Raw genomic sequence first — 12,050 nt, 5'->3', positions numbered from 1 at the left:
CATGGATATCATCGAAACAATCAAAGAGCAGATCGCCAACAACACCGTTCTGCTGTACATGAAAGGCTCGCCGAATGCCCCGCAGTGCGGCTTCTCGGCAAAAGCGGCGCAGGCCGTGATGGGTTGCGGCGAGAAGTTCGCTTACGTCGACATCCTGCAGAACCCGGAAATCCGCGCCAACCTGCCGAAATACGCCAACTGGCCGACCTTCCCGCAACTGTGGGTCGCCGGTGAGCTGGTCGGCGGCAGCGACATCATGATCGAGATGTTCCAGAACGGCGAGCTGCAGACCCTGATCAAGGACGCAGCCGCCAAGGCCAAGGCTTCCGAAGCCTGATTGCCTGGCAACATCGAAAAGCCCCGCGAATGCGGGGCTTTTTCGTATCTGTGTTGCTCTTCAGGGCCTCATCGCTGGCAAGCCAGCTCCCACAGTGTCCGCGTCGCTGCCGAACCCTGTGGGAGCTGGCTTGCCAGCGATGAGGTCAGTAGCAACAACACAAAACCTGGGTAAAAAAAAGCAGCGGCCGATGCGCCACTGCTCTTTCTTGCCGCTTGCCGCTTAAAGCTTGCAGCCGCTCACTCACCCATCTGCGATTGCAGATAGTTCTCCAGCCCGACCTTGTCGATCAACCCCAGCTGGGTTTCCAGCCAGTCGATATGCTCTTCCTCGGACTCGAGAATGTCTTCCAGCATCTCACGGCTACCGAAGTCGCCGACGGTTTCGCAGTGAGCGATCGCGGCTTTCAGGTCGATCAGGCCTTTCTGCTCGATCTTCAGGTCGCATTCCAGCATTTCGCGGGTGTGCTCGCCGATTAGCAGCTTGCCCAGGTCCTGGACGTTGGGGATGCCTTCGAGGAAGAGAATCCGCTTGATCAGCTTGTCAGCGTGCTTCATCTCGTCGATGGATTCTTTGTATTCGTGCTTGCCGAGCTTTTCCAGACCCCAGTCTTCGTACATGCGCGCATGCAGGAAGTATTGGTTGATCGCGACCAGCTCGTTTCCGAGGATCTTGTTGAGATGCTGGATGACGCTTACGTCGCCTTTCATGGTGGGGTCCCGCCCTGTCTATGTGCCAATAAGCGGGAGTTTGAGCCTGGCAACTTTCTCTGTCAAACCTAAGTTATTGAATAATAAGTGAAATTTAATAGGAATAAGAATGTTTTTATTCCTCGTTTTAACGCTAACTGCTTGAATTTCGGGCATAAAAAAACCGGACGCAGGGTCCGGTTCTTTATAAAGAGGGGAAAATTATTTTTCAGGCCGCGGTGAATTCCACCGGGTAGGGCAGGGCGGCTGCCTGGCTGATCTGGATTTCGGCCAAGGTCTCGCGTACCACCTGCTTGGCGACGCACGCACATTTGCCACACTGGCTTGCCACATTGGTGGCGGCGCGCACTTCCTTGTAGCTACAGCATCCTTCATAGATCGCATCGCGGATCTGTCCGTCGGTTACACCAACACAAAGACACACATACATAGAAGAAAACCATTTGGGCGTTAGGCTCGAATGCAGTGAAGCCTAATGGTAATGAGAATGCTTGTCAAAGCTCTTTCTCGAACATGCGAAACAGAGCGACCGCCGGTAGGAAAAAGAGTCGGATCGCCATGACTCGGCGTCCCGCCCGGGGCCGTGTATGATGCTCAACCCGTGTCAGAAGGCTGCGGCCTTCTGCGTAGTCAGTTTCCAAACACCATCAGGAGATATCGAATGAGCGTACTCGTTGGCAAAAAAGCCCCGGACTTCACCGTCGCCGCTGTACTGGGCAATGGCGAAATCGTCGACAGCTTCAACCTGGCCTCCGCTATCAAGGGCAAATACGGCCTGGTGTTCTTCTACCCACTGGACTTCACCTTCGTCTGCCCGTCCGAGCTGATCGCCCTGGACCACCGCATTCCTGAGTTCCAGGCGCGCAACGTCGAAGTCATCGGCGTTTCGATCGACTCGCACTTCACCCACAACGCCTGGCGCAACACCCCGGTCAACAACGGCGGTATCGGCCCGGTCAAGTACACCCTGGCGGCCGACATCTCCCACGAGATCTGCAAGGCCTACGACGTTGAATCCGAAGGCGGCGTCGCCTTCCGTGGCGCGTTCCTGATCGACACCAACGGTGTCGTGCGTTCGCAGATCGTCAACGACCTGCCGCTGGGCCGTAACATGGACGAGCTGCTGCGTCTGGTCGACGCCCTGCAATTCCACGAAGAGCACGGCGAAGTCTGCCCTGCCAACTGGAAAAAAGGCGACAAGGGCATGACCGCTTCGCCAGAAGGCGTAGCTGCCTACCTGAGCGAGAACGCTGGCAAGCTGTAATTTCGCCAAGCACAAAAAAACCGGCCTGATTGAGGCCGGTTTTTTTTGCTTCAAGCTTTAAGCTTCAAGCTATAAGAAAAAGCGGGACCGCGTGCGATCTGCTTTTTCTTGTCGCTTGCAGCTTGCAGCTTGCAGCTTAGTCGTGAAAATCGTGCCAGCCGCCCATTTCCTTCCAGCGGTTGACGATGCCGCAGAACAGCTCGGCCGTCTTCTCCGTGTCGTAGCGGGCGGAGTGCGCCTCGCGGCCGTCGAAGTCGATGTCGGCGCTCTGGCAGGCCCGCGCCAGCACGGTCTGGCCATAGGCGAGGCCGGCCAGGGTGGCGGTGTCGAAGCTGGAGAACGGGTGGAACGGGTTGCGCTTGAGGTCGGTGCGCGCCACGGCAGCATTCAGGAAGCCGAGGTCGAAGCTGCTGTTGTGCCCGACCAGGATCGCGCGCTTGCAGCCGTTGGCCTTCAGCGCCTTGCGCACGCCACGGAAGATGTCGGTCAGCGCCGCTTCCTCACTCACCGCCATGCGCAGCGGGTGGTCGAGCTTGATCCCGGTGAACTCCAGGGCCGCCTGTTCGATGTTGGCGCCTTCGAACGGTTCGACACGGAAGAAATAGGTGTGCTCCGGGAACAGGAAGCCCTTTTCATCCATGCCGATGGTGACCGCGGCGATTTCCAGCAGTGCGTCGGTGGCGCTGTTGAAGCCACCGGTCTCGACATCCACCACGACCGGCAGGTAGCCGCGGAAGCGCTCAGCCATCGGGTGGCGCGAGCCACCGCCGCCGCCGGAACCTTCCAGGTCGTCGTCGAACTGATCATCACTCACTTGCTTTCCTCCAGCAGGCGCCAGCGCAGTGTTTCACCGGCGCGCAGCGGAACCACGGTGTTGTCGCCGAACGGCAGGCTGTCCGGGGCGGTCCAGTCCTCGCGGACCAGGGTGATGCTGTCGGTGTTCGCCGGCAGGCCGTAGAACGCCGGGCCGTGCAGGCTGGCGAAACCTTCCAGCTTGTCCAGGGCATTGCGCTGTTCGAAGGCTTCCGCGTACAGCTCGATGGCCGCATAAGCGGTGTAGCAACCGGCGCAGCCGCAGGCGGCTTCCTTGGCGTGACGGGCGTGGGGCGCCGAGTCGGTGCCGAGGAAGAACTTCGGGTTGCCGCTGGTGGCCGCATCCAGCAGCGCGACCTGGTGGGTATTGCGCTTGAGGATCGGCAGGCAATAGAAGTGCGGGCGAATGCCGCCGACCAGCATATGGTTGCGGTTGTACAGCAGGTGCTGGGCGGTGATGGTCGCGCCGACGTTGGCCGGGGCTTCCTTGACGAACTGCGCGGCCTCGGCGGTGGTGATGTGCTCGAAGACGATCTTCAGGGTCGGCAGGCGTTCCACCAGACGACGCAGATGCTCGTCGATGAACAGCTTCTCGCGGTCGAACACGTCGATCTCGCCGCGGGTCACTTCACCGTGGACCAGCAGGAGCATGCCGACTTCGGCCATGGCTTCCAGGGCCGGGAAGATCTTGTCGATGCTGGTGACGCCGGAATCCGAGTTGGTGGTCGCGCCGGCCGGGTACAGCTTGGCCGCGTAGACGAAACCGCTGGCCTTGGCTGCGCGGATGTCTTCCGGCTGGGTGCGGTCGGTGAGGTACAGGACCATCAGCGGCTCGAACGGGCTACCCGTCGGGCGGGCATCGAGGATGCGCTGGCGATAACCCTCGGCTTCGGCGGCGTTGCGCACCGGCGGGACCAGGTTGGGCATGATGATGGCGCGGGCGAAGGTGCGCGCCACGTCCCGGACGGTATGAGGCAGCACGGCTCCATCACGAAGATGGATGTGCCAGTCGTCGGGACGCAGGAGGGTCAGGCGATCGGACATTGGGGTTTCCAGGCGGTTCGAACTCTGGGCGAATGCTACCGGAAAAGCCTTCCCCGAGCACTCGCTATCAAGTTTTGCCGAAGGCGTCCGATAGCCTGCTGGTAAGTGATGGAATTTAAGTGGAGCCGCCCGTGCGCCAGCGTTATCTAGCCCTGCTCAGTCTGTTTGCCAGCCTTCCGGCCAGCGCCCTCGTGTTCCAGACGCGGGTGGAAAATATCGAATGGAAGGTCGAAGGCGATCAGTTCGAGTGCCGCCTGATCCAGCCCATTGCCGATTTCGGCACGGGCGAGTTCGTGCGCCGTGCGGGCGAGCAGGCGACGTTCCGCCTGCGTTCGAGCAACAACATGCTCGGCAGCGGCTCGGCAACCTTGCTGGCGGCCGCCGCGCCGTGGCAGCCGGGGCGTGGCGATATCAACCTCGGTTCGATCCGCATGGCCCGCAGCGGCGTGCTGTTCAACAGCTCCCAGGGCCAGGCCAGCCGCCTGATCAATGGCCTGATGGACGGACGCAGCACGGTGGTGCGCAACTACGCCGGCGAAGGCGGGCAGACCATGGAAGTGCACCTGCTGCCGGTGCGCTTCAACAAGGCCTACGCCGATTACCAGGCGTGCGCGGCCAAACTGCTGCCGATGAACTTCGACCAGATCCGCCAGGCCCGCATTGGCTTCCCGGGCAACGGCATCGACCTGGACGCCGACGCCCGCGCGCGTCTCGACGTGATCCTCGATTTCCTCAAGGCCGACCCGACGGTCAACCATATCGAACTGGACGGCCACTCCGACAACAGCGGCAACCGCCTGACCAACCGCGACCTGTCGCGCCGTCGCGCCCTGGCCGTGCAGGACTACCTCAAGGCCCACGGTGTACCGGAAGAGAACATTGTCGTGCGCTTCCATGGCGAGCGTTATCCGCTGGCGGCCAACAACTCCGCGGGCAACCGGGCGCGCAACCGCCGGGTGAACATCCAGCTCGACCGGGTCACGCCAGTCGAGAAGCCAGCGGCGGAAAAACCGGCTGATCCAGTGATTCCGGCTGCTCCGGCGCCATCGGCGAACCCGGCTGCACCTGCTGCGCCAGTGACCCCGGCCGCCCAGGCCCAGCCCGCCAAGCCCGTACCGAAGTCCTGAGTGCGACCACCCGTCGCGCTCACGACAGTTCCTGTCGCTTTGTCGTCACAAGCTGTCGCCCCACTGTAAATTCAAGCGCGAGAGCGGTAGAATCCGGGGTTTTCCGTACAACCCCGTGGAGTGATGGCATGGCGGACGTAAAAAAGGTCGTACTGGCGTATTCCGGCGGCCTTGATACTTCGGTGATTCTCAAGTGGCTGCAGGATACCTACAACTGTGAAGTGGTGACGTTCACCGCCGACCTGGGTCAGGGCGAAGAGGTCGAGCCGGCCCGCGCCAAGGCACAGGCCATGGGCGTGAAAGAGATCTACATCGATGACCTGCGCGAAGAGTTCGTCCGAGACTTCGTGTTCCCGATGTTCCGCGCCAACACCGTCTACGAAGGCGAGTACCTGCTGGGTACTTCCATCGCCCGTCCGCTGATCGCCAAGCGCCTGATCGAAATCGCCAACGAAACCGGCGCCGACGCCATTTCCCACGGTGCTACCGGCAAGGGCAACGACCAGGTGCGCTTCGAGCTGGGCGCCTACGCGCTGAAGCCGGGCGTCAAGGTCATTGCCCCATGGCGCGAGTGGGACCTGCTGTCCCGCGAGAAGCTGATGGACTACGCCGAGAAGCACGGCATCCCGATCGAGCGCCACGGCAAGAAGAAGTCGCCGTACTCGATGGACGCCAACCTGTTGCACATCTCCTACGAAGGCGGTGTCCTGGAAGATACCTGGACCGAGCACGAGGAAGACATGTGGCGCTGGAGCGTTGCCCCGGAGAACGCTCCGGACCAGGCAACCTACCTCGAGCTGACCTACCGCAATGGTGACATCGTCGCCATCGACGGCGTCGAGATGAGCCCGGCCACCGTCCTCGCCGAACTGAACCGCATCGGCGGCGCCAACGGCATCGGCCGTCTGGACATCGTCGAGAACCGTTACGTCGGCATGAAGTCCCGTGGCTGCTACGAGACCCCTGGCGGCACCATCATGCTCAAGGCTCACCGTGCCATCGAGTCGATCACCCTGGACCGCGAAGTCGCTCACCTGAAGGATGAGCTGATGCCGAAGTACGCCAGCCTGATCTACACCGGCTACTGGTGGAGCCCGGAGCGCCTGATGCTGCAACAGATGATCGACGCTTCGCAGGTCAACGTGAACGGCGTGGTGCGCCTGAAGCTGTACAAGGGCAACGTCATCGTCACTGGCCGCAAGTCCGACGATTCGCTGTTCGACGCCAACATCGCGACCTTCGAAGAAGACGGCGGTGCGTACAACCAGGCTGACGCCGCCGGCTTCATCAAGCTCAACGCCTTGCGCATGCGCATCGCCGCGGGCAAGGGTCGTTCGCCGCTCTGATTCGGCGCCTCGACAGCAAAAACCCGGCATTCATTGCCGGGTTTTTTTTTGGCCAGCGGCCACGCAATCATCGGGTGGAGCCTCGGTAACGATGCTGACCCGGGTGCCCCGGTCCAGGTTATGCAGGGTCACGCCTCCGGGGATGGATTTGCGCAGGGCATGGCGCGCGACAACTTCCAGCAATGCCTGGGCGCGGGGCCCGGAAATCACCACGCTGGAATGTTCCTGGCGGTGTGAAAAGGCAAATGCAAGTGTCGGAGAAGTTTGAGGGCGGGACGTTTTCTCCGACATATCGGGTGGCAGCGTTTCGTTGTCCGGGAAATGGTTTTCGCTGCTCGACTCTTCGGGAACGTAGAGACTCTTGCTGTTGAAGTTCAGGGTGAGGAAGAACAGCAATGTCAGAAACGGCGGAAAACCGACGAGGAACCAAGTGTAGATACCCTGGCTGCTTTCATCGAGAAACGGCAGCGAGGCCAGCGCCGATGCTTCGATGATCCCGGCGAAGATGGCGATGATGGTCAGGGGGCTCTTCGGTTCTGGGCTGCTCATGGGCCTGCTCTCTGTTTCGCGGTCTTGCGGCGGTGCCTGGGCGGCGGAAAATAAGAAGGGTGCCGGCAGTGTGCAGCGTCGTGGACGGGTTTATCAGGGGGCGATGGCTCTGCTTGGAGCAGCATTTCCAGGGGCAGGAAACCGCTGCCGATGAATGCGGCAGGCGCATTCAGACTTATTTCGGGGGTATTACGGATATTTCCTGCAAATGATTAGCCGATATTCGTAGCGATATTTTCGATGCCTCCGGCTAGCATCCGGAGATGCCTTTTTTAATGCAAACAAGGCGCGAAGTTGTTCTCAAACAAACGGCCTGTAGGAAATATCCGTAGGAGCTTTCCTTTATTCGGGTAGTCCCTTTCCTAGCGTGCATATGCGTGTGGTTATGATCATGCATTGCTTCTACCGACTGGGCTATTGTGCGGGCTTCTAATAAGTCGAATAGTTTAAGAATGGATCTTGCCCATGAATAAAGTGCTGATCGTCGATGACCATCCTGTCATTCGCTTGGCCGTGCGCATGCTGATGGACCGGCATGGTTATGAAGTGATTGGGGAAACGGACAACGGCGTGGATGCGTTGCAGCTGGCCCGGGAGCATTTGCCGGACATCGTCATCCTCGATATCGGGATTCCCAAGCTCGATGGCCTGGAGGTCATCGGGCGGCTGACGGCCAACGGCATCGTGATCAAGGTGCTGGTCCTGACGTCCCAGGCGCCCGGGCATTTTTCCATGCGCTGCATGCAGGCGGGGGCCGCCGGTTATGTCAGCAAGCAACAGGACCTCACCGAGCTGCTCAGCGCCATCAAGGCGGTATTGTCCGGCTACAGCTACTTCCCCAACCAGGCCCTGCACTCGGTGCGCACCAACCTCGGGGGCTCCAGCGAGGCGGATATGGTCGGGCGTCTGTCGGGGCGGGAAATGATGGTTCTGCAACAACTGGCCAAAGGCAAGTCCAACAAGGAAATCGCCGACAGCATGTTTCTCAGCAACAAGACGGTCAGTACCTACAAGACCCGCCTGTTGCTCAAGCTCAATGCCCGCTCTCTCGTCGACCTGATCGAACTGGCGCAGCGCAACGGCCTGGTCTGATCCTGCTGCATAACGCAAAAAGCCTCCGATAAAAAGGAGGCTTTTGTTTTTTCAGTCCGGCAGGCTTCAAAGATCGAAATCGTAGTCCGCCAATTGCCTTTGCAGACGGCGTTCTTCCAGCAGGTTATCGATGGTGCGGCGCTTGATCAGGTTGGTTTTCGCGGCCTGCGCCGTGTTGTCGCTGACAAACTCTTCGGCCGCGGGGGAGTCATCGTCGATATCCAGGTCTTCTTTATCAGTGCTCATGTGTCACTCCGTTCCAAGAGGGCCATTGGCGCCCCTTATATCGATATTCCAGAGACTGGTAAAAAAGATTTTTTCAATCGGAGCGGCTGGATTTCCCTATTTCTTCAATCGTCGGAGGTCTTGTGCTTGTACTCGCACAAATCCTCGATCCGGCAACTTCCACAACGGGGTTTGCGCGCCTGGCAAACATAGCGCCCGTGCAGGATCAGCCAATGATGGGCATCCAGCAGATAGGCCTTGGGCACGAACTTGAGCAGGGCCTTTTCCACGTCCAGCACATTCTTCCCGGGGGCGATGCCGGTGCGGTTGCTGACGCGGAAAATATGGGTGTCCACCGCCATGGTCAATTGGCGGAAGGCGGTGTTGAGCACCACGTTGGCGGTCTTGCGTCCGACTCCAGGCAGGGCTTCCAGCGCTTCGCGGGTTTCCGGCACCTCGCCGCCATGCTGTTCGACGAGGATGCGGCAGGTCTCGATAACGTTCTTCGCCTTGCTGTTGTACAGGCCGATGGTCTTGATGTATTCCGATAACCCTTCCACACCCAGGGCATGAATGGTCGCCGGGGTGTTGGCCACCGGGAAGAGTTTCGCCGTGGCCTTGTTGACCCCGACGTCAGTGGCCTGGGCCGACAGAATCACGGCGATCAACAGTTCGAAGGGCGAGTCGTAGGCCAGTTCGGTCTTGGGTTCGGGATTGTCTTCATGCAGCCGGCGAAAAATCTCCAGGCGTTTGGTGGCATTCATCTTTCAGCGGTTTCCTTCACGGTCGGAGCGGCCTGTTTCGGACAGGCTCGTTTGATCAGGGCCAGCAGCACACCGAGCAGCATCAGTGCTCCCGGTGCCAGGCTGGCGAGGCGCAGGGAGCCGTTGGCGAGCAATTCGCGGCAGGCACCGAGCAGCAGAAACAGGGCGCCGTAGCCGGCGAGGAGCAGCCCCAGGCGACGCCACTGGGTGGGCGCGCCGAGACGTTGCTCGACCAGCAGGCAGGACACGGCGATCAATTCCGGATAGATGCCCAGGGCCTGGCGCAGCTCCAGCGCCCAGGCGTGCAGGGCCAGGGTCTGGCAGGTCACCACCGTGGCGGCGAGCAGTACGCTGGCGATCACCGTGCAGGTGGCATCCAGTTGCCGGCGCAGCGGCAGCATCAGGGCCCGGTGCACGACGATTGCCATGATGCTCAGCGCTGCCATGGTCGTGGCTTGCAATAGCGTCTGGCTGGCGCCCAGCAGTGGCGCCAGGCTGAGGGCGGCCAGCGAGGATCTATTCATGGGCCGGGGCCTCCTGCAGCCATTGCGGCGCATGCTGGTCGAAGTAGCGCAAGGCGTCCTGGATCGCGTGGATCACGGCGCGGGAGGTGATGCTCGCGCCGGCCAACTGGTCGAACTGGCCATTATCGCGCTTCAGCGCCCAGGCGCTTTGCGCAGTGTTGCCCTGGCCGTGGCCGTTGAAGCCTTGCAGCCAGGTATTGCCCGGCTCCGCGATGCGTGCGCCCAGACCGGGGGTTTCCTGCTGTTGCAGCACGCGACTGGCGATCACCCGGCCGTCGCGGTCGATGGCGATCAGCAGGTCGACCGGCCCGGCGTAGCCCGGGAAACGGCTCAGCAGCAGCACAGCGCTGGGCTGGCCATGCAAGGTAGCAAGGTAGCCGGCCTGGATGCGGCTATGGGGCAGGTCAGGATCCGGCAGGGCGACCGGTCGTTGCAGTGGCTGGTTGTCATAGCTCGCTTCAGGCAACACCGCGAGCCAGGCCCGGGCCTTTTGATCCTGTTCGGCAGCGGCGATCCGCGGCGCGCAGTAGTGCTGCCAGGCGATGCTGGCGCCGCTGCCGATCACCGCCAGCAGGCCCACGACAAGCAGTCCGCGTGCGTTCATGCCGCCTCCGGACGCCGACGTTGTGCCCAGCGATCCAGCGCTGGCACGCAGAGGTTCATCAGCAGCACCGCAAAGGCCGCGCCGTCGGGGTAGTTGCCCCAGGTGCGGATCAGGTAGATCAGCACACCCACCATTGCGCCGAACACCAGCCGGCCCCACGGGGTTTTCGGCCCGCTGACCGGCTCGGTGACGATGAAGAAGGCGCTCAGCAAGGTCGAGCCGGCCAGCAGGTGCAGGAGTGGCGAGCCGTTGGAGTCCGAGCCCGAACCGTTCCAGCACAGCAGGCTGATCAGGAACAGGCTGCCGAGCATGGCCACCGGAGCCTGCCAACTGATCACCTTGCGTTGCAGGAGAAACAGCCCGCCCGCCAGAAAGGCCAGGCTGGCCCATTCGCTGCCGCGTCCGGCCAGTTGGCCGAAGCCGGGATGGCTGGCGAACAGCTCGTCGATGGTCAGGCTGCGATTCTGCCGCAGGCCGTCCAGCACCGTGGCCTGGACCCAGGCATCCGGTTGTTCGCCCAGGCCGAACACGGCGTCGAGAGCATGGCCCAGGTCCAGCGCCTGGGGCGCCGGCCAATGGGTCATGTGCAGCGGGAATGACAGCAGGACCACGGCATAGCCGAGCATCGCCGGATTGAACGGGTTGCGCCCGACCCCGCCATACAGCTGCTTGCCCAGGGCGATGGCGCTGCTCGCCGCGATCACCGGTATCCACCAGGGCGCATAGGCGGGCAGGGCGATCGCCAGCAGGGAGGCGCTGACCAGCGCGCTGCCATCGTTCAATGCAGGCAGCACAGGAAGCCCGCGCAGGCGCAGCAATGCCGCTTCGGTCAGCAAGGCGGCGGTTGCGCTGAGCAGAAGAGTGAACAGCACGCCCCAGCCATACACCCAGAACAGCACCAGCACCCCGGGCAGGCAGGCCAGCAGCACCTGTTGCATGGCATTACGCAGGCGCGGGTCGGTGTTCATGAGGCGAACAATCCGTTCCAGCCAAGAAACGCCATGGCCATGATCCCGGCGCCCATCAGTTCGATGGGGAGACCGCGAAAGGCCTGGGGAACATCTTCATGCTGGCTGCGCTGGCGCAGATCGTCGAACAGCGCGAGTACCAGCCAGAAACCCAGGCCGCTGCCGAGGCCGACCATGGCGGCGTGCAGCACGCCTTGATGCTCGTCGCTCAGTTGCAGGCACAGGCCAAGCAGGGCGGCGTTGCCGGTCAAAAGGGGCTGAAGGTTGCTGAATGGCCAGTCTTTCAGCCAGCGTTGCAGGCCAGCGAGAATGGGGGCGGGACTCAGCATGCACAGCGGAAGGAAAACGAACAGACGCAGGTAGTCGAGTTGCAGAGGTTGCAGGGCGTAGCGATAAAGCAACTGGCCAAGCACGCTGACCAGCAGCATCGCCACCAGCGTCGCCAGCCCCAATGCATGCACTCTCAGACGCGACGCGAACCCTGTGGGAGCTGGCTTGTCGGACCGCCGAACCGCAGCGATTGCGATGGTGAGCCCACCATCGTCATCGCTGGCAAGCCAGCTCCCACAGGGTCCGCGGCGCAGCAGGGGATCGATCGCCAGCAGGTGCTGCAAAGCAATGTTATTGACCAGCGCGGCGCCGATCAGGGCGAGGATCAGTTCGGTCATGGCATCCGGCACCGA

16 protein-coding genes are annotated in these 12,050 nt (G+C 61.6%); 5 read left to right on the top strand and 11 right to left on the bottom strand.

The window, feature by feature from the left end:
• Nucleotide 1 precedes the first annotated feature (1 nt).
• Nucleotides 2-337 carry a Grx4 family monothiol glutaredoxin gene (gene grxD, locus PSEMO_RS00990; RefSeq protein ID WP_075801318.1) on the top strand — a complete coding sequence of 112 codons (336 nt, stop codon included), beginning with the start codon at nt 2-4 and terminating at the stop codon, nt 335-337.
• A gap of 239 nt (nt 338-576) precedes the next feature.
• Here the strand turns inward: grxD and bfr are convergent, their stop codons facing one another.
• Both bfr and PSEMO_RS00980 read right to left on the bottom strand, forming a co-directional pair.
• Nucleotides 577-1,047, bottom strand: a complete 471-nt coding sequence (bfr, locus tag PSEMO_RS00985; protein ID WP_075801317.1) for a bacterioferritin — start codon at nt 1,045-1,047, stop codon at nt 577-579.
• Between the two features lie 208 nt (nt 1,048-1,255).
• Nucleotides 1,256-1,477, bottom strand: a complete 222-nt coding sequence (locus PSEMO_RS00980) for a bacterioferritin-associated ferredoxin (protein ID WP_042122752.1) — start codon at nt 1,475-1,477, stop codon at nt 1,256-1,258.
• A gap of 231 nt (nt 1,478-1,708) precedes the next feature.
• Here PSEMO_RS00980 and PSEMO_RS00975 point away from each other — a divergent pair, with 231 nt between their 5' ends.
• Nucleotides 1,709-2,311, top strand: a complete 603-nt coding sequence (locus tag PSEMO_RS00975) for a peroxiredoxin (protein WP_009399747.1) — start codon at nt 1,709-1,711, stop codon at nt 2,309-2,311.
• Between the two features lie 136 nt (nt 2,312-2,447).
• Here the strand turns inward: PSEMO_RS00975 and rnt are convergent, their stop codons facing one another.
• Both rnt and pyrC read right to left on the bottom strand, forming a co-directional pair.
• The gene (rnt, locus tag PSEMO_RS00970; protein ID WP_075801316.1) at nt 2,448-3,125 is read right to left on the bottom strand and encodes a ribonuclease T; all 678 of its coding nucleotides are present in this window, start codon (nt 3,123-3,125) and stop codon (nt 2,448-2,450) included.
• Entirely contained in the window at nt 3,122-4,168 is a 1,047-nt protein-coding gene (gene pyrC, locus PSEMO_RS00965) for a dihydroorotase (RefSeq protein WP_075801315.1), read from the bottom strand. The genes rnt and pyrC overlap by 4 nt, the downstream gene beginning before the upstream one ends.
• Nucleotides 4,169-4,299: 131 nt before the next feature.
• On the opposite strand from pyrC, the gene PSEMO_RS00960 reads away from it, so the two are divergent.
• Nucleotides 4,300-5,295, top strand: coding sequence for a flagellar protein MotY (locus tag PSEMO_RS00960; protein WP_075801441.1), 996 nt, complete (start codon nt 4,300-4,302; stop codon nt 5,293-5,295).
• Nucleotides 5,296-5,423: 128 nt separating this feature from the next.
• Nucleotides 5,424-6,641 (top strand): argininosuccinate synthase, encoded by a 1,218-nt coding sequence (locus PSEMO_RS00955; RefSeq protein WP_075801314.1) that lies wholly within the window; start codon nt 5,424-5,426, stop codon nt 6,639-6,641.
• Nucleotides 6,642-6,671: 30 nt separating this feature from the next.
• Here the strand turns inward: PSEMO_RS00955 and PSEMO_RS33700 are convergent, their stop codons facing one another.
• A complete protein-coding gene (locus PSEMO_RS33700) occupies nt 6,672-7,190 on the bottom strand; it encodes a hypothetical protein (protein WP_075801313.1) in 519 nt (172 codons plus the stop codon).
• Nucleotides 7,191-7,655: 465 nt separating this feature from the next.
• Between PSEMO_RS33700 and PSEMO_RS00945 the strand changes: the two genes are divergently transcribed.
• Entirely contained in the window at nt 7,656-8,282 is a 627-nt protein-coding gene (locus PSEMO_RS00945) for a response regulator transcription factor (RefSeq protein WP_075801312.1), read from the top strand.
• Between the two features lie 66 nt (nt 8,283-8,348).
• Here the strand turns inward: PSEMO_RS00945 and PSEMO_RS00940 are convergent, their stop codons facing one another.
• The 6 genes from PSEMO_RS00940 to PSEMO_RS00915 all read right to left on the bottom strand — a co-directional run bounded on the left by PSEMO_RS00940 (nt 8,349) and on the right by PSEMO_RS00915 (nt 12,035).
• Nucleotides 8,349-8,528, bottom strand: a complete 180-nt coding sequence (locus PSEMO_RS00940; RefSeq protein WP_075801311.1) for a PA3496 family putative envelope integrity protein — start codon at nt 8,526-8,528, stop codon at nt 8,349-8,351.
• A 104-nt stretch (nt 8,529-8,632) separates the two neighbouring features.
• Nucleotides 8,633-9,271 carry an endonuclease III gene (nth, locus tag PSEMO_RS00935; RefSeq protein ID WP_075801310.1) on the bottom strand — a complete coding sequence of 213 codons (639 nt, stop codon included), beginning with the start codon at nt 9,269-9,271 and terminating at the stop codon, nt 8,633-8,635.
• Entirely contained in the window at nt 9,268-9,795 is a 528-nt protein-coding gene (locus PSEMO_RS00930; RefSeq protein ID WP_075801309.1) for an Rnf-Nqr domain containing protein, read from the bottom strand. Before PSEMO_RS00930 ends, nth begins: the two co-directional genes overlap by 4 nt.
• Nucleotides 9,788-10,399 carry an RnfABCDGE type electron transport complex subunit G gene (locus tag PSEMO_RS00925; RefSeq protein ID WP_075801308.1) on the bottom strand — a complete coding sequence of 204 codons (612 nt, stop codon included), beginning with the start codon at nt 10,397-10,399 and terminating at the stop codon, nt 9,788-9,790. The genes PSEMO_RS00930 and PSEMO_RS00925 overlap by 8 nt, the downstream gene beginning before the upstream one ends.
• Nucleotides 10,396-11,367: an RnfABCDGE type electron transport complex subunit D gene (locus tag PSEMO_RS00920; protein ID WP_075801307.1), complete on the bottom strand. Its 972-nt coding sequence runs from the start codon at nt 11,365-11,367 to the stop codon at nt 10,396-10,398. Before PSEMO_RS00920 ends, PSEMO_RS00925 begins: the two co-directional genes overlap by 4 nt.
• Nucleotides 11,364-12,035, bottom strand: a complete 672-nt coding sequence (locus tag PSEMO_RS00915) for an Rnf-Nqr domain containing protein (RefSeq protein WP_075801306.1) — start codon at nt 12,033-12,035, stop codon at nt 11,364-11,366. The genes PSEMO_RS00920 and PSEMO_RS00915 overlap by 4 nt, the downstream gene beginning before the upstream one ends.
• Nucleotides 12,036-12,050: the final 15 nt, after the last annotated feature.

The sequence above is a fragment of the Pseudomonas putida genome (assembly GCF_001941965.1).
GTDB classification, from domain to species: Bacteria; Pseudomonadota; Gammaproteobacteria; order Pseudomonadales; family Pseudomonadaceae; genus Aquipseudomonas; species Aquipseudomonas putida_L.
The sequence above is the reverse complement of the archived record's forward strand: the minus strand, read 5'-3'. Positions and strand labels throughout refer to the sequence as shown.

Bases quoted from the DNA above. Each gene is read 5' to 3' on its own strand.
- grxD (WP_075801318.1), top strand. From the start codon at position 2: ATGGATATCATCGAAACAATCAAAGAGCAGATCGCCAACAACACCGTT.
- bfr (WP_075801317.1), bottom strand. From the start codon at position 1,047: ATGAAAGGCGACGTAAGCGTCATCCAGCATCTCAACAAGATCCTCGGA.
- PSEMO_RS00980 (WP_042122752.1), bottom strand. From the start codon at position 1,477: ATGTATGTGTGTCTTTGTGTTGGTGTAACCGACGGACAGATCCGCGAT.
- PSEMO_RS00975 (WP_009399747.1), top strand. From the start codon at position 1,709: ATGAGCGTACTCGTTGGCAAAAAAGCCCCGGACTTCACCGTCGCCGCT.
- pyrC (WP_075801315.1), bottom strand. From the start codon at position 4,168: ATGTCCGATCGCCTGACCCTCCTGCGTCCCGACGACTGGCACATCCAT.
- PSEMO_RS00955 (WP_075801314.1), top strand. From the start codon at position 5,424: ATGGCGGACGTAAAAAAGGTCGTACTGGCGTATTCCGGCGGCCTTGAT.
- PSEMO_RS33700 (WP_075801313.1), bottom strand. From the start codon at position 7,190: ATGAGCAGCCCAGAACCGAAGAGCCCCCTGACCATCATCGCCATCTTC.
- PSEMO_RS00945 (WP_075801312.1), top strand. From the start codon at position 7,656: ATGAATAAAGTGCTGATCGTCGATGACCATCCTGTCATTCGCTTGGCC.
- PSEMO_RS00940 (WP_075801311.1), bottom strand. From the start codon at position 8,528: ATGAGCACTGATAAAGAAGACCTGGATATCGACGATGACTCCCCCGCG.
- nth (WP_075801310.1), bottom strand. From the start codon at position 9,271: ATGAATGCCACCAAACGCCTGGAGATTTTTCGCCGGCTGCATGAAGAC.
- PSEMO_RS00930 (WP_075801309.1), bottom strand. From the start codon at position 9,795: ATGAATAGATCCTCGCTGGCCGCCCTCAGCCTGGCGCCACTGCTGGGC.
- PSEMO_RS00925 (WP_075801308.1), bottom strand. From the start codon at position 10,399: ATGAACGCACGCGGACTGCTTGTCGTGGGCCTGCTGGCGGTGATCGGC.
- PSEMO_RS00920 (WP_075801307.1), bottom strand. From the start codon at position 11,367: ATGAACACCGACCCGCGCCTGCGTAATGCCATGCAACAGGTGCTGCTG.
- PSEMO_RS00915 (WP_075801306.1), bottom strand. From the start codon at position 12,035: ATGACCGAACTGATCCTCGCCCTGATCGGCGCCGCGCTGGTCAATAAC.